Source organism: Conyzicola lurida, assembly GCF_014204935.1.
GTDB lineage: Bacteria > Actinomycetota > Actinomycetes > Actinomycetales > Microbacteriaceae > Conyzicola > Conyzicola lurida.
On sequence record NZ_JACHMJ010000001.1, the window covers coordinates 1,691,108 to 1,711,738 of the forward strand.

A 20,631-nucleotide genomic window follows, 5' to 3' on the forward strand; every position below is an offset into this window, starting at 1 on the left:
GTGCGCGGGGCTCCGCGTCGGGGGCGCGTTAGGGAACCCCGGCCCGGCGTTAGGAAGTCGTGAGGACGCGTCGGATCGGCGCGCGGCGGGTGTTGCATCTCTACGTGGCCCCGGCCACCGGTGTGCGCTCGGAAGCGCACCCGTCCCTCGCAACCGGAGGCATTCGTGCTCGATATCGCTTTTATCCTCGGCGTCATAGTGCTGGTCGCTATCGTCGCCCTCGTCGGGTGGGGGGTCGAGAAGCTGTGATCGTGTTCAGCATTCTCGGCCTCGCCCTGGCCTTCGCCGCCGTCGGGTACCTCGTGTACGCGCTCGTGAAGCCGGAGCGGTTCTGATGGCGCCCGTCTGGGCGGCCGTCGCCGTCGTCGCCACCGTCATCCTGATCCTCGCCCTCGCCTACCGCCCGCTCGGCGACTACATGGCGCGGGTCTTCAGCACGTCCCGCGACCTGGCCGTGGAACGCGGCCTGTACCGCCTGATCGGCGTCAACCCGTCGGCCGAACAGAGCTGGCAGGTCTACCTGCGCAGCGTGCTCGCGTTCAGCGCGGTCGGCATCGTCGCGGTCTACCTCGTGCAGCGGCTGCAGGCGCTCCTGCCGTTCGCGCTCGGCCTGCCTCCCGTCGAGGAGTCGCTCGCCTTCAACACCGCGATCTCGTTCGTGACCAACACCAACTGGCAGAGCTACTCCCCCGAGCAGACCATGGGCTACACCGTGCAGCTCGCGAGCCTCACGGTGCAGAACTTCGTCTCGGCCGCGGTCGGGCTCGCCGTCGCCGTCGCCCTCGTGCGCGGATTCGCCCGCGCGAAGACCGGCACCCTCGGCAACTTCTGGGTCGATTTGACTCGCGGCGTGACCCGCATCCTCCTACCGCTCTCGGTGATCTCGGCCGTGCTGTTGGTGGCCACGGGCGTCATCCAGAATCTCGCAGGTTTTCAGGATGTCGCGACGCTGGCGGGCGGCGCGCAACAGCTGCCCGGCGGACTGGTCGCCTCGCAGGAGGCCATCAAGCTGCTGGGTACCAACGGCGGCGGATTCTTCAACGCGAACTCGGCCCATCCGTTCGAGAACCCGAACGGCCTGAGCAACCTGCTGCAGCTCGTGCTGATGTTCCTGATCCCGGTGTCGCTCACGCGCACCTTCGGTGTCATGGTGGGCGACAAGCGCCAGGGCTACGGCGTGCTCGCCACGATGGGCGTCATCGCCGTCGCGAGCATCGCCCTGCTCGTGGCCGCGGAGACGATCGGCGCCGGTTCGGCCCCGACCGCGGCCGGCGGCGCGATGGAGGGCAAGGAGACCCGCTACGGCCCCGTGCTCTCGGCGATCTTCGGCGCTTTCTCCACGCTCACCTCGACCGGCGCGGTCAACTCCATGCACGACAGCTTCACCGCCCTCGGCGGCGGCGTCGCGATGGTGAACATGATGGTCGGCGAGGTGGCCCCCGGCGGTGTCGGATCGGGCCTGTACGGAATCCTGGTGATGGCCATCATCGCGGTGTTCGTCGCCGGTCTGATGGTGGGCCGCACTCCCGAGTACCTGGGCAAGCGCATCGGCCGCCGCGAGATGACCTTCGCCAGCCTGTACATCCTCACCACGCCCGCCATCGTGCTCGCCGGGACCGCGCTCAGCTTCGCGATCCCGCCCGTGCGCGAGGACGTGCTCGGCACGAGCATGGCGAACGACGGCCTGCACGGCTTCTCCGAGGTGCTCTACGCGTTCACCTCCGCGGGCAACAACAACGGCTCGGCGTTCGCCGGGCTCACGGCCAACACCCCGTGGTTCAACACCGCGCTGGGCGTCGCCATGCTGCTCGGCCGCCTGCTGCCCATCGTCTTCGTGCTCGCCCTCGCCGGCTCGCTCGCGGCGCAGGACAGGGTCCCGGTCACCGCCGGAACCCTGCCCACCCACACATCCCTCTTCGTAGGCCTGCTCGTCGGCGTGATCGTCATCGTCTCCGCGCTCACCTACTTCCCCGTCCTCGCGCTGGGTCCCCTCGCGGAAGGTCTGCTCTAAACCATGACAACCACCACTCAGTCGCCCGCCGGTCTCGGCGTGCGCCAACTCGTCGACGCGCTCCCCGGGGCGCTGCGCAAACTCGACCCGCGCACCATGGTGCGCAACCCGGTCATGTTCATCGTCGAGGTGGGCGCCGTCTTCACGACCCTGCTCGCCCTCGCGCAGACCCTCGGCCTGCCCGACGACCCCGCGACCGCGTCGAGCACGCTGCTCTTCTCCTGGTCGATCGCCGTCTGGCTCTGGCTCACCGTGCTCTTCGCGACCGTCGCGGAATCGGTGGCCGAGGGCCGCGGCAAGGCCCAGGCCTCGGCGCTGCGCAAGACCCGCACCGCGACCATGGCCACCCGTATCGTCGGCTACGACGAGACAGCGGATGCCGCGGCCGCCGCCGCCCGCACGGAACAGGTCGCCTCGGCCGACCTCGTGCTCGGCGACACGGTCGTCGTGACCGCGGGCGAGCTCATCCCGGGCGACGGCGACATCGTCTGGGGCATCGCCTCGGTCGACGAGTCCGCCATCACCGGCGAATCCGCTCCCGTCGTGCGCGAGTCGGGCGGCGACCGCAGCGCGGTCACCGGCGGCACCCGCGTGCTCTCCGACCGGGTCGTGGTGCGCATCACGTCGAAGCCCGGCGAGACGTTCATCGACCGCATGATCGCGCTCGTCGAGGGCGCCAGCCGCCAGAAGACGCCGAACGAGATCGCGCTGAATATCCTGCTCGCGAGCCTGTCGATCGTGTTCCTGCTCGTCGTCGTGACGATCAACCCGATCGCCGGCTACTCGGGCGCGGCCCAGTCGCTGCCCGTGCTCGTCGCGCTGCTCGTCTGCCTGATCCCGACGACGATCGGCGCGCTGCTCAGCGCGATCGGCATCGCCGGCATGGACCGGCTCGTGCAGCGCAACGTGCTCGCCATGTCGGGCCGCGCGGTCGAGGCCGCCGGCGACGTGACGACCCTGCTGCTCGACAAGACGGGAACCATCACCTACGGCAACCGCCAGGCGAGCGAGTTCGTGCCGCTCGCGGGCGTGGACAGTTTCCGCCTCGTCGCGGCGGCTGCCGCGTCATCCGCCAGCGACCCGACGCCGGAGGGCACGTCGATCGTGGAGTTGGCGGAGGCGCAGGGCTACGGGCACCGCGACGTGGACGACGCCGTCGTGGTGCCGTTCACCGCGCAGACGCGCATGAGCGGACTCGACTACCCGGACGGCCGGCAGGTCCGCAAGGGCGCCGGTTCGTCGGCGATCGCCTGGGTCGAGGAGACGACCCCGATCGGCCCGAGCCAGCGCCGCGAACTCGACGAGCTGATCGCCGACGTCTCACAGGGCGGCGGCACCCCGCTGGTCGTGGCGGAACGCGACGCGGCCGGCGCGGCCCGTGTCCTCGGCGTCATCCATCTCAAAGACGTCGTCAAGACGGGGCTCAGCAACCGGTTCGCCGAGCTGCGGGCCATGGGAATCCGCACCGTGATGGTCACGGGCGACAACCCGCTGACCGCGAAGGCGATCGCCGCGGAGGCGGGAGTCGACGACTTCCTCGCCGAGGCGACGCCCGAGGACAAGCTCGCGCTGATCCGGCGCGAGCAGGCGGGCGGCAACCTCGTCGCGATGACCGGCGACGGCACCAACGACGCCCCCGCTCTCGCGCAGGCCGACGTCGGCGTCGCCATGAACACGGGCACCTCCGCCGCGAAGGAGGCCGGGAACATGGTCGACCTCGACTCCGACCCGACCAAGCTCATCGACATCGTGGCGATCGGCAAGCAGCTGCTCATCACCCGCGGCGCGCTCACCACGTTCTCGATCGCGAACGACGTGGCCAAGTACTTCGCCATCATCCCGGCGATGTTCGCGGCCGCCATCCCCGGCCTCTCCGCGTTGAACTTCATGCAGCTCGGGTCGCCGTCGAGCGCGATCCTCTCCGCGGTGATCTTCAACGCGATCGTCATCGTCGCCCTCATCCCGCTCTCGCTGCGGGGTGTGCGGTACCGCGCGGTCTCCGCATCGTCGCTGCTCGGCCGCAACCTGGCCGTCTACGGCATCGGCGGCCTGATCGCGCCCTTCGTCGGCATCAAGCTCATCGACCTCGTCGTGAGCCTCCTCCCCGGATTCTAAGGAAACGAACAATGTCTACTCAACGCGGAACCTTCCGCCAATACTGGGTCGCCGTACGCATCCTCGCGGTGTTCACCCTCGTGCTCGGCGTGCTCTACCCGATCGTCGTCACCGGCGTCGCGCAGGTCGCGTTCGCCGGCCCGGCCAACGGATCGCTCGTGACCGTCGACGGCGCGACCGTCGGGTCGGGCCTCCTCGGCCAGTCGTTCGCGGATGCCGACGGTGCCCCGCTGCCGCAGTGGTTCCAGTCGCGGCCGTCGGCCGCCGACTACAACGGGCAGGGTTCCTCGGGCAGCAACCTCGGCCCCGAGAGCGCCGACCTGGTCGCCGCCATCGAGGAACGGCGTGCGGCGGTCGCCGCACTCGAGGACGTCGATCCGGCGTCCGTGCCGGCGGACGCGCTGACCGCGTCGGGGTCAGGGCTGGACCCGGCGATCAGCCCCGAGTACGCGCGGCTGCAGGTGCCGCGGGTCGCCGCGGAGCGCGGGCTGGACGAGTCGGACGTCGCCGACCTGGTCGAGTCTAAGATTCAGGGTGGGGACCTCGGCTACCTGAGCGAACCCACCGTGAACGTGCTCGAACTGAACGTGGCCCTCGCAGACCTGGACGCAAATGACTGATCGAACGGCGCTCGTCGGATGAGCCGCGGCCGTCTGCTCGTGCTGCTCGGCGCCGCACCCGGCGTGGGCAAGACCTACGCGATGCTCGAGGAGGGGCGCCGGCTCGAGGCCGCCGGCAGAGACGTGGTCGTCGCGGTCGTGGAAACCCACGGCCGCGCGGCCACGGCCGCGCTCGTGGACGGCCTCGAGGTCGTGCCGCGGCGCGCGGTCGACCACCGCGGCGTCGTCCTCGACGAGATGGACCTCGACGCCGTGCTCGCCCGCTCACCCGAGTGGGCGCTGGTCGACGAGCTGGCGCACACCAACGCGCCGGGATCGCGGCACGCCAAGCGCTGGAACGACGTGGAAGACCTGCTCGCGGCCGGCATCAACGTGATGTCGACCGTCAACGTGCAGCACATCGAGAGCCTCAACGACGTCGTGCAGAAGATCACCGGCGTCGCGCAGCGCGAGTCGATCCCCGACGCCGTGCTGCGCGGCGCCGACAAGGTCGAGCTGGTCGACCTCGCACCGCAGTCGCTGCGCGACCGTCTCGGCGAGGGGCTGGTCTACCCCGCGGCGCGCGTGGATGCCGCGCTCTCGAACTACTTCCGCCTCGGCAACCTGACCGCGTTGCGCGAGCTCGCGCTGCTCTGGCTGGCCGACGAGGTCGATAGCGCGCTGCAGAAGTACCGCGCCGAGCAGGGCATCGACGACAAGTGGGAGGCGCGCGAGCGCGTCGTCGTCGCCCTGACCGGCGGCGCCGAGGGCGAGACACTGTTGCGCCGCGGTGCGCGCATCGCGGCCCGGTCGGCCGGCGGCCAGCTGCTCGCCGTCCACGTCACCACGACCGACGGGCTCGCCGAGATCAACCCCGGCATCCTCACAGCGCAGCGCGCCCTCGTCGAGACGCTCGGCGGCAGCTACCACCAGGTGGTGGGCGAGCAGATCCCGCGCGCCCTCGTCGACTTCGCGCGCAGCGTCAACGCCACCCAGCTCGTCATCGGTGTGAGCCGGCGCGGCTGGCTGAGCGCGCTGCTCACCGGTTCGGGCAACGGCGCGTCCGTCATCCGTGAAGCCGGCGACATCGACGTACACATCGTCTCGCACGCCTCGGCAGGCCGCCGGGCTCTGCCGCGTATCGGCGGGGCGCTCTCCCCCACCCGCCGCCTCGCCGGCCTGGGCCTCGCCCTCGTCGGCCTGCCGCTCATCACCTGGCTGCTCAGCATGGTGCGCAGCGCCGAGTCGATCACGACCGACGTGCTCGCCTTCCAGCTCTTCGTCGTCGTCGTCGCGCTCGTCGGCGGCATCTGGCCGGCCCTGCTGTCGGCGCTGCTCGCCGGGTTCCTCCTCGACTTCTTCTTCGTCTCGCCGCTGTACACCGTCACCGTGGGCGACCCGCTGCACCTCGTCGCCCTGCTCGTGTTCGTCATCGTCGCCGTGCTGGTGAGCATCGTCGTCGACCAGGCCGCTCGGCGGTCGCGCGCGGCCGCGCGGGCGATCGCCGAGTCCGAGACGCTCGCCACGGTCGCGGGCAGCGTGCTGCGCGGACAGGACGCGCTCGACGCCCTCATCGGGCGAATGCGCGAGGCGTTCGGCATGACCAGCGTCATCGTCTACGACCGGGACGTGCCGCTCTACACCGCGACCGACGCGAGCCTCGCCTCCGACGAGGACGTGGAGACCACCCTCCCGCTCGGCGCCGACGCCACGCTCTACCTGCGCGGCCCCGACCTGCCCGCCGCCGACCGGCGCATCCTCGAGGCCTTCCTCTCCCAGATCGAGGCGGCGCTGGCCCAGCGCTCCCTCGTGTCGGAGGCCGAGGGCATGCGCCCCATCGCCGAGGCCGACCGGCTGCGCACCGCGTTGTTGGCCGCCGTCGGGCACGACCTGCGCCGGCCGCTCGCCGCCGCTACCGCCGCCGTCACGAGTCTGCGCTCGACCGAGGTGACCCTGTCGGGAGCGGACCGCGCCGACCTGCTCGAGACCGCCGAGGAAAGCCTCGACAACCTCGCGTCGCTCGTCACCAAGCTGCTCGACGCGTCACGGCTGCAGGCCGGGGTGCTCGGCGTCTCCCTCGAGCCCGTGGTGCTCGACGAGATCGTGCTGCTCGCGCTCGACGAGCTCGGCCTCGCGCCCGGCGACGTGCAGTTGGTGCTCTCCGCCGACATCCGCCCGGTTTCTGCCGACCCGGTCCTGCTGCAGAGGGTGGTGGTCAACCTGCTCGCCAACGCCCTGCGGTTCTCGCCCGACGGCACGGCCCCGGTCATCTCGACGAGCGAGTTCGGGGACCGGGTCGAGCTACGCGTCATCGACGACGGTCCCGGCATCCCGGCCGAGCGCCGCGATGACGTGTTCGTGCCGTTCCAGCGGCTCGGCGACACCGACAACACGACGGGCGTGGGCCTCGGCCTGGCGCTCTCGAAGGGCTTCGTCGAGGCCATGGGCGGTACGCTCGAACCCGAAGACACCCCGGGCGGTGGCCTCACCATGGTCGTCGCCCTCCCTCCCGCCAACAGCACATCGGATGCCGCGTGAAAATCCTCATCGCCGACGACGACCCGCAGATCCTGAGGGCGCTGCGCATCACCCTGTCGGCCCGCGGCTACGACGTCATCACGGCGTCCGACGGGCGCGAGGCGCTGCGCCAGGCCGCCGACGGGCACCCCGACATCATCGTGCTCGACCTCGGTATGCCCGGGCTCACCGGCATCGAAGTGATCGAGGGGGTGCGGGGCTGGTCGGCTGTGCCGATCCTCGTCGTCTCCGGGCGCAGCGACTCGCTCGACAAGGTCGAGGCGCTCGACGCGGGCGCGGACGACTACGTCACCAAGCCGTTCGCCGCCGACGAGCTGCTCGCCCGCATCCGCGCCCTCGGCCGCCGCACGCCCGCCGCGACCGACGAACCGGTCGTGACCTTCGGCGACGTCACCGTCGACCTCGTCGCGCACGTCGTCACCCGCGCCGGCGCCCCGGTGCGCCTCACGCCGACCGAGTGGCGGCTGCTCGAGGTGCTCGTGCGCAACCCCGGGCGGCTCGTCACGCGGGAGACGCTGCTCACCGAGGTGTGGGGGCCGCAGTACACGACCGACACCGGCTACCTGCGGCTGTACCTCGCCCAGTTGCGCAAGAAGCTCGAGGCCGAACCGTCGAAGCCGCAGCACCTGCTCACCGAGACGGGGATGGGCTACCGGTTTGTGCCGGGCGCGGCGGCCTGAGCGCGCGGCAGCAACTCAGAGCAAGGCCACCCAGTCGCGCACCACGTGCTGCAGTGCGAAGCGTTTGTCCGCGACATCCTCGGCACTGGTGAAACGCAGTTCGCGTCGGTCGGCCCACGTGCCGCGCATGAGGCCGGTCGGGTCGTCGACGAGCCCGTTCGGGAAGACCAGGATCAGCCGCAGGAACTCGGTGGGCCGCAGCTCGAACGCGCCGAGGTCGTCGGGGCCGACGTGGAAGCTCGGCGACTTCCACTTGATGCGTTCGGTGACCAGCGGGTGCGCGGCGAGGATGTACTCGCGGACCGTCTGCACCTCCGCCGAGAAGGGGTGATCGAGTTCTGCCATGTACGCGTCGACCGCGGCTGCGCCATCCATTCACTCAAACTACTGGTTCACACGGATGCCGTGGGCGGTTAGTTTGGGGCAATGGCTACCGAATCGCTCCACCTCAGCACCGTCATCGCCCGCTCCCCCGAGGCCGTGTACGAGTTCGCGGCCGATCCGGAGAATCTGCCGGAGTGGGCGAGCGGGATCGGCGACAGCATCGAGCACGTGGACGGCGAGTGGGTCGCCCAGGCGGCCGAGGTGACGCTGACGATCGCCTTCGCCCCCGCGAACAACTTCGGCGTGCTCGACCACGAAGTCGTGATGAACGGCGAGCGGTTCTACAACCCGATGCGGGTGATCGAACACCCCGAGGGCAGCGAGGTCATCTTCACGCTGCGGCGGTTCGCCGACGAGAGCGACGACGAGTTCGAGACGGATGCCGCGACCATCGTCACCGACCTGGCGACGTTGAAGCGGCTGCTCGAGGCCTAGTCCGCCGGGGCGATCCGCGTGTTGCGGAGGTGCTCGTAGACCACGGAGGTGCGCACGTCGGGAGGACGTCTGCCTACCATGATGCCTCAGCCCCGTACGAAGAGGAACCACAGTGAGCGTCCCCGCCTTTACCCCGACCGAGATCCAGACCGCCGACTCCACCCGGGCCTCCCGGTTGAAGTGGGTGGTCGTCGTCGACCGGGATACCCCGCCCGGACGAATGGTCAACGCCGTCGCCTGCATTTCCGCGACGACGGGCGCGGCGGTCGAGGGCATCATCGCGCGGGGCGGGGTCGACGCGTCCGGCTACGAACACCCGGGCCTGCCGTGGGCCGGATGCACCGTACTCGCGACCAGCGCCGAGAAGCTGGCGAACGTCCGCAACCGGGCGGCGCTCGCCGAAGAGCTGCTCGTGGTCGACATGCCGCTCAGCGCCCAGACCAACCGTGTCTACGATGCCTACCTCGCCGAACTTGCCACCACCCACCCCGCCGACCTCGCCGTGAGCGCGGTGAGCATCGTCGGCGACCGGGAGGCCGTCGACGCGATCGTTAAGCGGCTGTCGCTGCTCACCTGAGCCTGCGACCATGGAGACATGACCGTCCGACTCGCTCCCATGCCCGCCGACCGGCTCGCCGACTGGATCGAGCAGGGGCACGTGCACTACATCGAGTCCCGGATGCGCTCGGGCGAGAGCCGCGAGGTGGCGACCGAGAAGGCGCTGCGGTCCCGCGCCGAGAACTTCCCCGACGGGAAACCGCTCGTCACCCACAGGGTGTTCGACGTCGTCGCCGACGACGAGACCGTGGGATGCCTGTGGCTGGGTCCGCTGCCCGTCGGCAGCACCGACTGGTGGGTCTTCGACATCGAGATCGACGAGGCGCACCGTCGGAAAGGGTACGCGCGCCGCGCCCTCGAACTGGGCGAATCGGCCGTGCGCGAGCTGGGTGCCACGACTCTCGGCCTCAACGTGTTCGGCTACAACACCGGGGCGAAAGAGCTCTACGATTCGCTCGGCTTCGAGGTCACCGCGACGCAGATGAAGAAGTCGTTCCGAGAAGAGTGAATGGGCCGGCTGATACGCCGGGTTCTGTTCACGCGCGTCACAAAACGCGCGCTGGACGGCCATCTATCTACGACGTACGTTGCCGCACGCCTCTAGCGGTCTACCCGGAAACTGGGCGAGCAACCCGTAACGCTTCCTGTTCGACCTTGCTCCTGGCGAGGTTTACATAGCCGACCGGGTCACCCCGGCCGCTGGTGGTCTCTTACACCACCGTTTCACCCTTACCTCCGGCCTGAGCCGGCGGCGGTCTGCTTTCTGTTGCACTGTCTCGCGGGTTACCCCGGGTGGGAATTACCCACCGCCATGCTCTGCGGAGCCCGGACGTTCCTCGGGGCCTGTTACCAGACCACGCGACCGTCTTGCCGACCCATTCGAGGGTCGAGTCTACCGGCTAGAGACCCGACTCCTTGGTGCGCACGAGGATGGCCTCGCTCGACGCGCACATGATGACATCGTCGGGGGCCGCCGCGCGGATCTCCTGCATCTCGTTCTCGAGCAGCTTCACGCCGCTGGCGCTGGAGACGCCGAAGCGCAGGTGCGAGGCGCCGACGCCGTAGCGGCCGCGCTGCTTCTCGTACAGCGCGAGCAGGTCGGCGGGCACCGTGGCGGCCACCGTCGCACGGTCGGCGTTCGCGGCCGCGATGTCTGCCTGCAGTACGACGAGTTCGGCGTCGCGCTCGGCGACGATCGCGTCGATCTGCGCCTGCAGGTCGGCGATGGTCGCGCTGGTAGCGGCGACGGCCTGCTCGCGGTCGTCGAGCTTCTCCATCACGGTGAGCTCGATCTCTTCGAGGTCGTACTGGCGCTTGGCGAGGTTCGCGAGCTCGTGCTCGAACGCCTGGGCGTCCTTCGCTGAGGTCGAGGCCTGGGCACGCTCGTTGTCGCGCGCGATGCGGGCGGTCACGACGGCGACATCCGACTCGATGCGGCTGAGTTCGAGCTGCACGTCGTCGCGGGCGCCGGTCTGCTCGAGAAGGACGATACGCAGGGCGTCCATCTCGACCGAGAGCTTCTGGATGGCCGCGTGCTGCGGCAGGCCTTTGGCGCGGTGGCTGAGCTGGGCGATCTTGGTGTCGAGGGCCTGGAGGTCGAGCAGGATCGCCTGCGCTTCTGGACTGGCTTTCAGAGCCATGCGGTCTTCACCACTTTCTTGTTGTCGTGCGAATTCGGGGTCGTTTCGGTCGAAACGGAGAGCTATTGGAGGACGACGAAATCCCACGGGTCGGTGCGGATCTCGCTCACGGTCACGGTCACGCCGGGAAGGGCGCCGCGCAGCTCGGCGGCGGCGGTGTCGAGCCACAACCACTCGCTCGCCCAGTGCGACACGTCGATCAGGGCGGGGCCGCCGGCCACGCGGGCGTTCTCGAGCGCCTCGGAGGCCGGGTGGTGGCGCAGATCGCTCGTGATGTAGACGTCGGTGGCGAGCACGGCGGGGTCGGAGAGCAGCGAGTCGCCCGCTCCCCCGCAGAGCGCGACGCTCTCGACCACGCGGTCGAATTCTCCGGCGACACGGATGCCGCTCGCCGTAGCCGGCAGGAGTTCGCCCAGAGCCCGGGCGAGGGCGCCGAGCGTGACCGGCTGGGCGAGTCGGCCCACGCGTCCGAGACCGCGGGTCGGGATGCCGCTGGATGGCACGATCGGACGGGCGTCGAGCAGCCCGAGCCGGTCGGCGAAGACGGCCGAGGTGCCGCTCTCGACCACGTCGGCGTTCGTGTGCGAGGCGATCAGGGCGCAGTCGGCCCGGATGAGGCGTGCCAGCAGAGCGCCTTTGTAGCGGTCTTCGGCCACCGACGTCACCCCGCGCAGCAGCAGCGGGTGGTGCACGAGGAGCAGGTCGGCCCCGGCTTCGATCGCCTCGTCGACGGAGTCCGCGACGGCGTCGACGGCGAGGTGGATCGTCGTCACGTCGGCGGCGGGGTCACCGGAGAGCAGGCCGGGGGCGTCCCACGACTCGGAGCCGGAGATCGGCCACAGGCGCTCGACGGACGCGGCGACCTCGGCGAGGGTGTGGGACATGCGTCGATTCTACGTTGGAGCGGCGGGGTCAGATCTTCCGGGCGGCAGCTTCTTGCCGGCGGATCGCCGGGATACCGGAGACCAGCGGCGTGAGGATGCCGAGGAGCAGCGCCACGACGACACCGAGGTCGCTCGAGGCCAGATCGCCCGCGAGCGGCACACCGGCGAGGGCGAACCCGTAGCCCTGCCAGCCGAGGCCGGCGGCCGTCGCCGTGGTGAGTCCCCAACCGATCACGGTGATGACGACCAGCGCGGGAAGGTTGATCCAGTTGACCCGCGGGTAGACGCCGCCGGGCGCGAGCAGGGACTCGGTGTGGAACGGGCGGTTGCGGATGATCGTGTCGGCCGCGAAGATCCCGGCCCAGGCCGCGACGGGCACCGCGAGCGTGGTGGCGAGGTCGCGGAACAGGTCGGCGAAGTCGACGTCGAGCACCGTGAAGACGGCAGCGCCGAGCGCGATGAGAGCGCCCGCGAAGAGCACGGCCCACTGGCGCTCGAGCCGCAGTCCGACGCCCTGCAGCGCGAAGGCGCCGGAGTAGACGGTGATGATGACCGCCGAGAACAGACTGAGCGCGACGGCGACCATGAGCGGGATCGAATACCAGGTCGGAAGCAGCTCGGTGAGCGCGTCGATCGGCGAGGAGACCAGGGCGGTCGCGAGGGCGGGGTCGGAGGCGGCGAGCAGGGCGCCGTAGGCGATCAGAAGGAACGTCGGCAGCGTGGCCCCGAAGGTCGCCCAGAGCATGTTGCCGCCGCCCGAGCCGCCCGGACGCTGGTACCGGGCGAGGTCGGAGCTGCTGTTGGCCCAGACCAGGCCGACGAAGCTGAACACGAGCACGGTGCCGGTGAGCACGAGAATCCACGGTCCGTCGTCGACGGTGAGCGCCGTCTGTACGTCGACCCGGGAGGCGGTGAGGGCGACGAAACCGACGATGAGCAGGGTGGAGACGATGCTGACCACCAGCTGCACCCGCGCGAGCAGCGTGTAGCCGAGGAACGCGACGAGGCCGGCGACCATCACACCGATCGCGATGAAGACGATGGCAAGGCCGCTGGTCGAACCCGTGGGGCCGACGGTGGCGGCGATCGAGGTGGCGAACAGCCAGAGCAGCACGGCTCCCCAGAACACGCGGGAGACGACGGCCAGGGCGGCCGGCACGATGTTGCCGGCGACGCCGAACGCGGCGCGCGAGACGACGACCGTGGGCTGGCCGCTGCGCTTGCCGGCGAGGGTGCCGAGGCCGAGCGGGATGAAGGAGATCGCGACACCGGCGAGAGCGGCGACGATCGACTGCCGCAGGCTCATGCCGAGCGAGAAGATCACGGCGCCGAACGCGATGCCGACGATCGACGAGTTGGCCGCGAACCACAGCCAGAACAGCCGCGCGGCACGACCGACCCGGTACTCGACCGGGGTCGGTGCGAGGCCGGACTGTTCGAGGCTGAAGAGCGGCAGGCGCACGGGCTCGGCCGGGAGAACGGGAGCGGTGTCCTGGCGCGCGGTGTCGAGCGGGGCCGCCGTGGGCGCCGACGGGGTCGCCGTGGCTTCGGCGAGGATCGCCTCGTCGGCGGGACCGCTGAGCAGGCTGTCGAAGTGCGGGTCGGGGGTGGATGACGCGGCCGGCGTCGCCGGCGGAAAACCGAACGCAGCCGACGCCGGGGCTGCCGGCTCGACGGGCCCCTCGGTTGTCGCATCCGCCTCGGCGGGCTTCTCATGCGCCGTGTCGTCGAGCTGGAACAGGTTCTCGAGCAGCACGGGAGTACCGGCGGTCGGCGTGGGATCGACGACGACGGGTTCGACCAGAGCGGGCGGTGCGAACGACGACAGGGGTATTTCACGGACGATATCGACGGGCTCGGAGGGGGTCGGTTGGGACGGCGCGGGCTCGAACGGCGCGGGGGCTGTCGTCGGCTCGGGCGCAGCCGGGACATCGGGGGTGGTCGGAGCGTCGGGTGCCTGCAGCGGTGCCTCGGGAAGGTCGGGGATCTCCGGCGTCGGCGGAGTCTCCGGCAGCTCAGGGGTGACCGGCGATTCGGGCAGCTCGGGCACGGCGGGCGCCGGCACCTCGAGGGGGCTCGGCTCCCACGGGGTCACGGGTGTCGCCGGGACATCCTCGGGGTGCGGGAACCCGGGGCCGGTCTCGTCGGAGTCCTGGTCGGTGTCGTCGCTCGAGGCGACAGCTTCCGCGTCGGCGACGGTGTCGGCGGCCCGGGCGGCCTCGGCTTCCGCCGCGGCGAGGGCCGCGGCATCCACGATCGCAATCTGCTGCGTCGGCGTCGGCTCGAGCTCGGCGGGGATCACGATCGCGCTGAACTCCGGGCGCACCTGTTCGATGACCGCGAGGGCTTCGGGCGTGCCGACGGCGAGCATCGAGTCTTCCCAGTCGCGGTACTCCTGCAGCTCTTCCTCGCGGAGGCGCATCTCGTTCTCGAGCGCGTCTATCGCGCTGAGTGTGCCGCCGGGCTGCTGGTCGGCGGCGTCGAGCGTCTCGAACAGGACGTCGTCGGGCAGCGAGCGGCGCTGCGGGATCCACGGTTGCCCGGCGGGCGGCGCCTGCATGGCGAGGGCCGCCGCGGCCTCGTCGTCGCTCATGGTGGCGGCGTCGGGCTCAGGCGCAGCCTCGGCCTCGGCCTCGACCTCGGACACGGACACGGACACGGACTCGGACTCGGACTCGGACTCAGGCTCGGCCTCGGACTCGGACTCGGACTCGGCCGCAGGCTCGGCCGCGGTCTCGTCGCCAGGCGCGTCATCGACGGTGGGGTCGGGGGCTCGGGTCGCGGGTGCGGCGTCCGGAACGACGGAGTCGACGGGTGCTGCCTCGTCGGTGTCCGCGTCGGGCCGCGGCGTCGCCGGGAACAGGTCCTCCCACGTGGCGGCGCGCCACGAGTCGTCGGTCGGCGGTGTCCACGGGCGGTACCGCGCGTCGGTCGTCGTCTCTGCGGCGGGAGTCTCGTCGGGGACCGCGGAGAACGGGTTCGCGACCGCCTCGTCGACCACGGGGACGTCGTCGAGCGACCACGGCGCGTGAGTCGCCGCTTCGGGCGATTCGTCGGCTTCGGCGTCGCCCGAGGTGCTCGGTTCCGCCGGCACCTCGGGTGCGGGCTCGGCCGCGGGCATCGCGAAGATGTTCTCGGCGGGCGCTGCGGGCGGAGCCCAGAAGGATGGGGGTGGCGCCTGCTGCCAGGAACCGGTGTCGGAGGTGGGCGGTGCCCAGTCCGACGGCAGGTCGCCGGTCTCGACCGGAGGCGCAACGGGCTGCTCGATCGGCGGCTCGACGGGGACGGTGAACGGGTCGGCGAACGCGGCAGGTTCGTCGTCGTCGACGGGCTCCGGCTCCGGCTCCACGATCAGGTCGCGGTACTGCGGCGGCGGCGTGTAGGTCGACCGGCGGAGTCGCGGCGGAGCGAAGATTTCCTCGTCGGATTCCGCGGGCGGATCGCCGAGCGGGTCTCGGTCGCGCGCGTCATCCGTGGTGCTCATGCGCAAATCCTAAGTCGCCGGGGGCTCGAATTGCGTTAGCCGAGCCGTAATCAGGATAGATCCGGCGGTGCCCGAGTGCTCCCCCGCACTGGGGTGATCGCGCCGCATCGCCGCGGGCATAGGATCGGCGTGGCTAATTCTGATACCCATCGGCCTGAGCCCTCCGCTTCCCGTCTCAGCCCCGAGGATCACCCGTGCCCCAACGCAGCCGCAGCCCCCTCTCCGCCGCCGTCGCATCGGTCGGCGCGATCGCTCTGGTCGCCGGCCTCGCCGCCTGCACGTCGGACACCGGGACCGCGGGCGACGGGGGCACCTGGACGGTGCTCACCTACGAGATCGCCGACACCGACCTCGAACCGTTCATGATGACCGACGTCGCCGAAATGGGCGAGGTCGGGGGGCAGGACGGCTTCTCGCTGATCTCCCTCGTCGACCGCGCCGACGGCTACACCGACGAATCGGTACTCGGCCTCGACGACTGGGTCGGCGGCAAGCTGCTCGAGCTCACCGACGGTGGCGCGGAGGAACTCGACGACCTCGGCGACATCAACACGGGCGACCCGCAGGTGCTCGCCGACTTCATCACCCGTGGCTTCACGGACTACCCCGCCGACAACTACGCGCTGATCATCTCCGACCACGGCGCGTCGTGGCCCGGCGTCGGCGCCGACGAATCCTCCGACGAGGACTCGCTCAGCCTCGCCGAGATCGGCGAGGGTATCGCGACCGGGCTCGCGGGAGCCGACATCCCGAAGCTCGACCTGCTCGGCTTCGACGCCTGCCTGATGGCCACCTACGAGGTCGCCAGCGCCCTCGCTCCCCTCGCCGACCGCATGCTCGCCTCCCAGGAGCTCGAGCCCGGCCACGGCTGGGACTACGCGTCGCTGCAGCCCGCCGCCGAGGGCGCCGACGTCGACGAACTCGGCTCCAGCCTGATCGCCGGATTCGAAGCCCAGGCTCAGGCGGAGGACACCCAGTCCGAGATCACCCTGTCGCTCGTCGACCTCACCCGGATGACCGCGGTGGACGACGCGCTGGCCACCCTGACGTCGCAACTGGTGGACCGTGCCGCGAGCGTCTCCCCCGTCGTCGGCCGCACGCTCGCCTCGACGCTCGGCTTCGGCAAGAGCCCCGACCCCGAGCAGGACTCCTCTATGACCGACCTCGCCATGCTCGCCGGCGAGATCGGGGTGGACGCCCTCGACGTCTCCGATGCCACCGACGACCTCGTGCGCGCCGTCAACGACGCGGTGGTCGACAAAGTCGACGGCCAGGCCACCCGTGGTGCGACCGGTCTCTCCATCTACTTCCCGCCGCAGTCGCAGTACTTCGACGAGTCGTACCGCGAGCTCGAGGTCGCCGGCGGCTGGACCGACTTCCTCTCCAACTACTACGGCGAGGGCGCCGCGATCCCCGTCGAGGCCCAGGCGCAGTTCGCCACCGGCGATGCCGAGGTGTCCTTCGACGAGGAGGGGCTCACCATCACCGGCACCTTCGACAGCGCCACGCAGGACAACCTCGCGTCGAGCCACATCCGGTACGGCATCGTCGAGGACGACGGGTCGGTGACCTACGTCGGCGAGGAGCCGGCCGAGATCAGCGACGACGGCTCCGGCCTCGCCGTGGGCGTCTACGACCTCACGACCCTCACCATCAGCGACGGCGAGGACACCGCGACCGCCTACCTCCAGCTCACGACCGCGGAGGACGGTAGCTTCGTCACCTTCGACGTGCCGATGGCGTACTACGCTGCCGACGACGTCGAGGGCGAGACCTACCAGGACGCCCCGCTCTCCATCGTGCTCGACGGCGAGACGGGCGACATCACGAGCGAGACCTACTACTCCTACGACGAGACCAGCGGCAACTACGGCGAGCTGACCGCCGACACCGAGGGCATCATCGTGCCGCAGGTCCTGAATGTGACCCCGGATGGCGCGGAGGAATGGATCTCGACGAGCGACACCGGCCTCTACGCCGACCTGCCCTCGCTCGAATACGACCTCCCCGACCTCGAACCGGGCACCGCGGTGTACATCGAGCTCTGGGTGACGGACTTCGGCGGCAACAGCGACATGGTGAGCGCCACCGTCACCGTCCCGTAGGCACCGGCCGCGGCATCCTGCACCGATGTCGGATAGGTTTCACTACTGTGTCCGACAACGCCCACCCCCTCCCCGCGGAGGGGACGGCGCATGGCGAACCGGCGAACTGGCTCGTGCGGTCGGGGCGTTCGGTGGTCAACACGGCGCTCGGCGCCCGCAAGCACCGCACCTGGCGGATCCTCGCGCAGGCAGGTCTCGTCTTCAACGGCATCGTCAATCTCATCATCGGCAGCGTCGCGATCGCGGTAGCGGCCGGCGCCGGCACCGAGGCCAACCGCTCGGGCGCCCTCGCGGCGATCGCGGAGACGCCGGTCGGCCGCGCGGCGCTGTGGGTCGCCGCCGTCGGTCTCGCGGGACTCGCGGTCTGGCAGTGCACCGAGGCGGCCGCACTCGCCTCCCCCAGCCGCACGAAGAACATCTTCCGCTGGTTGCGCGACCTCTCGAAGGCGTTCGGATTCCTCGTCGTCGGCGCGGGCGTCGTGGTCTTCGCATCGGGCGGCCGCACCGACACCGCCCGCGCCACCTCGCGGGCCAGCGAGTTCCTGCTCGAGAGCATCGGCGGCGCGATCACGCTGTTCGCCATCGGGGGCATCGTGATCGCGGTCGGCGTCTCGTCGATCGTCCGCGGCATCCGGCGCACCTTCCTCGAGGAGGTGCGGCCCCTCCTCGGCGCGCGCCGGCGCATCGTGCAGACCGTCGGCATCGCCGGCCACGTCGCCCGCGGACTCGGCTTCACGACAATCGGCCTGCTCGTGCTCTACGCCGCACTCAGCGACAACCCCGGCCAGGTCGGCGGGCTCGACCACGCACTGCGCTATCTCGCGACGCTGCCCTCGGGCATCGTCGTGTTCGTGGTCATCGCCGTGGGGCTGATCGCCTACGGGCTGTACCTGTTCGCGCGCGCCCGGTTTATGCGGCGCTGAGCGTCGGCCGCGGCATCCGGCCCCGTGGCTGAATGCCCTACTGCCTGAACTGCGCCTCGAACTGGTCCGCGAGCGACAGCGAGGCCTGCGGGGTGATGTGGTTGGCGTCGCGGAACACCGCGAGACCGTCCTGCATCAGCGCGCAGTCGCCGTTCGAGCAGACGGAGTCGGTGAAGTCGAGCACGGTCGCGCCGTGCTCCTCGGTCGTGGCGGTCATCGCGTCCCAGGTGGGCTGCTGGCGTTCGGCCTTCGAGCTGAGGGAGGTCTCCATGGCGGGGTTGCAGGAGCCGAGCAGCAGGGAGATGTTGGCGCACGTCTCCATGCCCTTCCACTCGGCCTGCGTTGTCGGGAAGTCCTCGAGCCAGTAGTTCGGGATCGGCAGGATCATCACGACCTCGTGGCCGGCGCGGGTGAGACGGTCGATGACGTTGCCGAGTCCGTTGGCGTACCACGCGATCTTCGCGGTCTCGTCGTTCGTCTGGGTGCCGTCGGCCGCGGTCACGGTGATCTCGGGCGTGCGCAGGTAGTAGTCGGAGGCGCCGAGGAACACGGTTCCCGGCGTCGCGCTGTCGAGCCAGGTGAGCGCCGCGGTCTGGTACTGCAGGCAGCCCTCGCGGCTCGGCGCTCCCGAGCCGGTCTGGTACATCTGGTCGCCGACGACGGGGCAGGCGCTGTAGGTGAAAGCGGTGAACGGGGCATCGGCGTTCTCGGCCGCGGCCTTCACACCGGGCGAGAACATGTCGGCGTTGGAGTCGCCCAGCAGGTAGACCGGGTCGGCCGTGCCCGCGGGGTTCTGCACGCACGTGAGCGGGTCGCGGATCGCGCCGGGTGCCTGGGCGAAGCAGCCGGGCACGGTGCCGGTCACGGTGTTGGCAGCCTGCAGCACCTGCACGTTGCTGCTCCCCCAGCCGTGCGTCGACCCCGCGCTCAGCCCGAGCGCGAGCACGAGAGGCACGGCGGTGACGACGACCATACGGCGGGCCAGCCGCGGCCACGAGATGCGGGGAAGCTTACGCAGCGGCTGCTCGATAAAGCGATACGAACAGAGGGCCGGGATGACGGACAGAACACACGCGATCACCGACGCCCAGACGTTGGCGGGCCAGATGGTCAGCGCGAAGACGATGAACGGCCAGTGCCAGAGGTAGAGCGAGTACGACCAGTCGCCGATGCGGGCGGGGCCGCGCATCGAGAGCAGCCGGGGCACGACCGCGCGGGTGTTGTTGCCGGCGATCAGCACGAGCACGGTGCCGGCGACGGGCAGCAGCGTCCACTTGCCGGGGAACGGGGTGTCGGCGGTGATCAGGAAGAGCGAGGCGAGCAGCATGCCCGCACCGAGGATTCCGGCGGTCTCCGCGACGTAGCGCTTGCCGAACAGGGCAAGCGGGCCGATGAGGGCGAGAAGCGCTCCGGCGCCGAACTCCCACGCACGGGTCAGCGGGCTGTAGAAGCCCGACAGCCAGTTGTCGGCGAGCGAGGCGATGTTCGGGCCGTACATCGCGAGCAGGAAGGACGGGATCGCGATGAGCAGCACGACGACGAGCGGGCCGACCCAGGTGCGCGAGCGCTTCCGGGCGAGCATCCAGCCGGTGAAGATGAGCCCGGGGAACAGCAGGTAGAACTGCTCCTCGACCGACAGCGACCAGGTGTGCAGAAGAGGATTCGATTCGGCGGGGCCGTCGAAATAGCCCCCGGATGTCGCGGCGATCACGGCGTTCGCCGCGAGCAGCAGCGCGCCGATCGCGGTCGCGCTCGTCGTGGTCTGTTCCGAGCCGAGCGGCGACTGTAACAGGCCGGACAGCAGTACGGTGACGAGCACCATGACCGCCAGTGCCGGGGTCAGTCGCCAGTAGCGGCGGAGCGCGAACCGCCCCAGACGGATCGTGCCGGTCGCCTTCCACTCGCGGGCGAGCGCCGCGGTGATGACGAAACCGGAGATGACGAAGAAGACGTCGACGCCGACGAACCCGCCCGACATAGGCAGTCCCGCGTGGTACGCGAGCACCACGATGACGGCGAAAGCGCGGAGACCCTGGATGTCGAGGCGAGGGGTTGACCGCTGCGGTTCGACACCGGGTCTAAGGCCTGCGGACAATGACGTCTCCTACGGGTGGATGCCTCCACACGCGCAGTGCAGCTGAGAAGCATGGAGTTCGGTCCGTGGAAGGACCTCTCCGAGATCATACGTGAACTCTCGGGCTCGAACGGGTGACACGGCGACGGGTGAGGCGTAAGCGCCGACCCCTACGCGATCGAACGATGTGTGGGCCCTACC

At 70.4% G+C, this 20,631-nt stretch carries 16 protein-coding genes and 1 other RNA gene; 11 read left to right on the top strand and 6 right to left on the bottom strand.

From position 1 onward, the window contains the following. Positions 1-245 precede the first annotated feature (245 nt). From kdpF to HD599_RS08175, 6 genes are read left to right on the top strand one after another with little or no spacing between them, the layout of a single operon-like run. A complete protein-coding gene (gene kdpF, locus HD599_RS18325) occupies positions 246-335 on the top strand; it encodes a K(+)-transporting ATPase subunit F (RefSeq protein WP_184235784.1) in 90 nt (29 codons plus the stop codon). Then, the gene (gene kdpA, locus HD599_RS08155; protein ID WP_184235789.1) at positions 335-2,011 is read left to right on the top strand and encodes a potassium-transporting ATPase subunit KdpA; all 1,677 of its coding nucleotides are present in this window, start codon (positions 335-337) and stop codon (positions 2,009-2,011) included. The genes kdpF and kdpA overlap by 1 nt, the downstream gene beginning before the upstream one ends. Positions 2,012-2,014: 3 nt before the next feature. Further along, a complete protein-coding gene (gene kdpB / locus HD599_RS08160) occupies positions 2,015-4,126 on the top strand; it encodes a potassium-transporting ATPase subunit KdpB (protein ID WP_184235792.1) in 2,112 nt (703 codons plus the stop codon). Positions 4,127-4,137: 11 nt separating this feature from the next. Then, positions 4,138-4,746, top strand: coding sequence for a potassium-transporting ATPase subunit KdpC (kdpC, locus tag HD599_RS08165; RefSeq protein ID WP_184235795.1), 609 nt, complete (start codon positions 4,138-4,140; stop codon positions 4,744-4,746). 18 nt (positions 4,747-4,764) lie between these two features. Further along, complete coding sequence (locus HD599_RS08170; RefSeq protein WP_184235798.1) at positions 4,765-7,263, top strand: DUF4118 domain-containing protein; 2,499 nt, start codon at positions 4,765-4,767, stop codon at positions 7,261-7,263. After that, complete coding sequence (locus HD599_RS08175) at positions 7,260-7,943, top strand: response regulator (protein ID WP_184235801.1); 684 nt, start codon at positions 7,260-7,262, stop codon at positions 7,941-7,943. The genes HD599_RS08170 and HD599_RS08175 overlap by 4 nt, the downstream gene beginning before the upstream one ends. 15 nt (positions 7,944-7,958) lie before the next feature. Here the strand turns inward: HD599_RS08175 and HD599_RS08180 are convergent, their stop codons facing one another. After that, complete coding sequence (locus HD599_RS08180) at positions 7,959-8,318, bottom strand: DUF1801 domain-containing protein (protein WP_184235804.1); 360 nt, start codon at positions 8,316-8,318, stop codon at positions 7,959-7,961. A gap of 51 nt (positions 8,319-8,369) precedes the next feature. On the opposite strand from HD599_RS08180, the gene HD599_RS08185 reads away from it, so the two are divergent. The 3 genes from HD599_RS08185 (at position 8,370) to HD599_RS08195 (ending at position 9,828) form a co-directional block, all read left to right on the top strand. Next, the gene (locus HD599_RS08185) at positions 8,370-8,762 is read left to right on the top strand and encodes an SRPBCC family protein (protein WP_184235807.1); all 393 of its coding nucleotides are present in this window, start codon (positions 8,370-8,372) and stop codon (positions 8,760-8,762) included. A 112-nt stretch (positions 8,763-8,874) separates the two neighbouring features. After that, positions 8,875-9,339, top strand: coding sequence for a DUF2000 family protein (locus HD599_RS08190; protein ID WP_184235810.1), 465 nt, complete (start codon positions 8,875-8,877; stop codon positions 9,337-9,339). An 18-nt stretch (positions 9,340-9,357) separates the two neighbouring features. Next, complete coding sequence (locus HD599_RS08195) at positions 9,358-9,828, top strand: GNAT family N-acetyltransferase (RefSeq protein ID WP_184235812.1); 471 nt, start codon at positions 9,358-9,360, stop codon at positions 9,826-9,828. Here the strand turns inward: HD599_RS08195 and rnpB are convergent. The 4 genes from rnpB to HD599_RS08215 form a co-directional block, all read right to left on the bottom strand. Next, positions 9,826-10,198, bottom strand: an RNA gene (gene rnpB / locus HD599_RS08200) — RNase P RNA component class A. The two genes, HD599_RS08195 and rnpB, sit on opposite strands and share 3 nt — an antisense overlap. Positions 10,199-10,219: 21 nt before the next feature. Further along, on the bottom strand, positions 10,220-10,960 hold the full coding sequence (locus HD599_RS08205) for a zinc ribbon domain-containing protein (RefSeq protein WP_184235815.1): 741 nt from the start codon (positions 10,958-10,960) through the stop codon (positions 10,220-10,222). A gap of 62 nt (positions 10,961-11,022) precedes the next feature. After that, positions 11,023-11,844, bottom strand: a complete 822-nt coding sequence (locus HD599_RS08210) for a Nif3-like dinuclear metal center hexameric protein (protein ID WP_184235818.1) — start codon at positions 11,842-11,844, stop codon at positions 11,023-11,025. Between the two features lie 28 nt (positions 11,845-11,872). Beyond that, the gene (locus tag HD599_RS08215) at positions 11,873-15,328 is read right to left on the bottom strand and encodes a cytosine permease (RefSeq protein ID WP_184235822.1); all 3,456 of its coding nucleotides are present in this window, start codon (positions 15,326-15,328) and stop codon (positions 11,873-11,875) included. A gap of 194 nt (positions 15,329-15,522) precedes the next feature. On the opposite strand from HD599_RS08215, the gene HD599_RS08220 reads away from it, so the two are divergent. Both HD599_RS08220 and HD599_RS08225 read left to right on the top strand, forming a co-directional pair. After that, positions 15,523-17,433: a clostripain-related cysteine peptidase gene (locus tag HD599_RS08220; RefSeq protein WP_184235825.1), complete on the top strand. Its 1,911-nt coding sequence runs from the start codon at positions 15,523-15,525 to the stop codon at positions 17,431-17,433. Positions 17,434-17,480: 47 nt separating this feature from the next. Beyond that, positions 17,481-18,356: a DUF1206 domain-containing protein gene (locus tag HD599_RS08225; RefSeq protein WP_184235827.1), complete on the top strand. Its 876-nt coding sequence runs from the start codon at positions 17,481-17,483 to the stop codon at positions 18,354-18,356. Between the two features lie 37 nt (positions 18,357-18,393). On the opposite strand, the gene HD599_RS08230 is transcribed toward HD599_RS08225, so the two are convergent. Then, complete coding sequence (locus HD599_RS08230) at positions 18,394-20,451, bottom strand: acyltransferase family protein (protein ID WP_184235831.1); 2,058 nt, start codon at positions 20,449-20,451, stop codon at positions 18,394-18,396. Positions 20,452-20,631 lie beyond the last annotated feature (180 nt).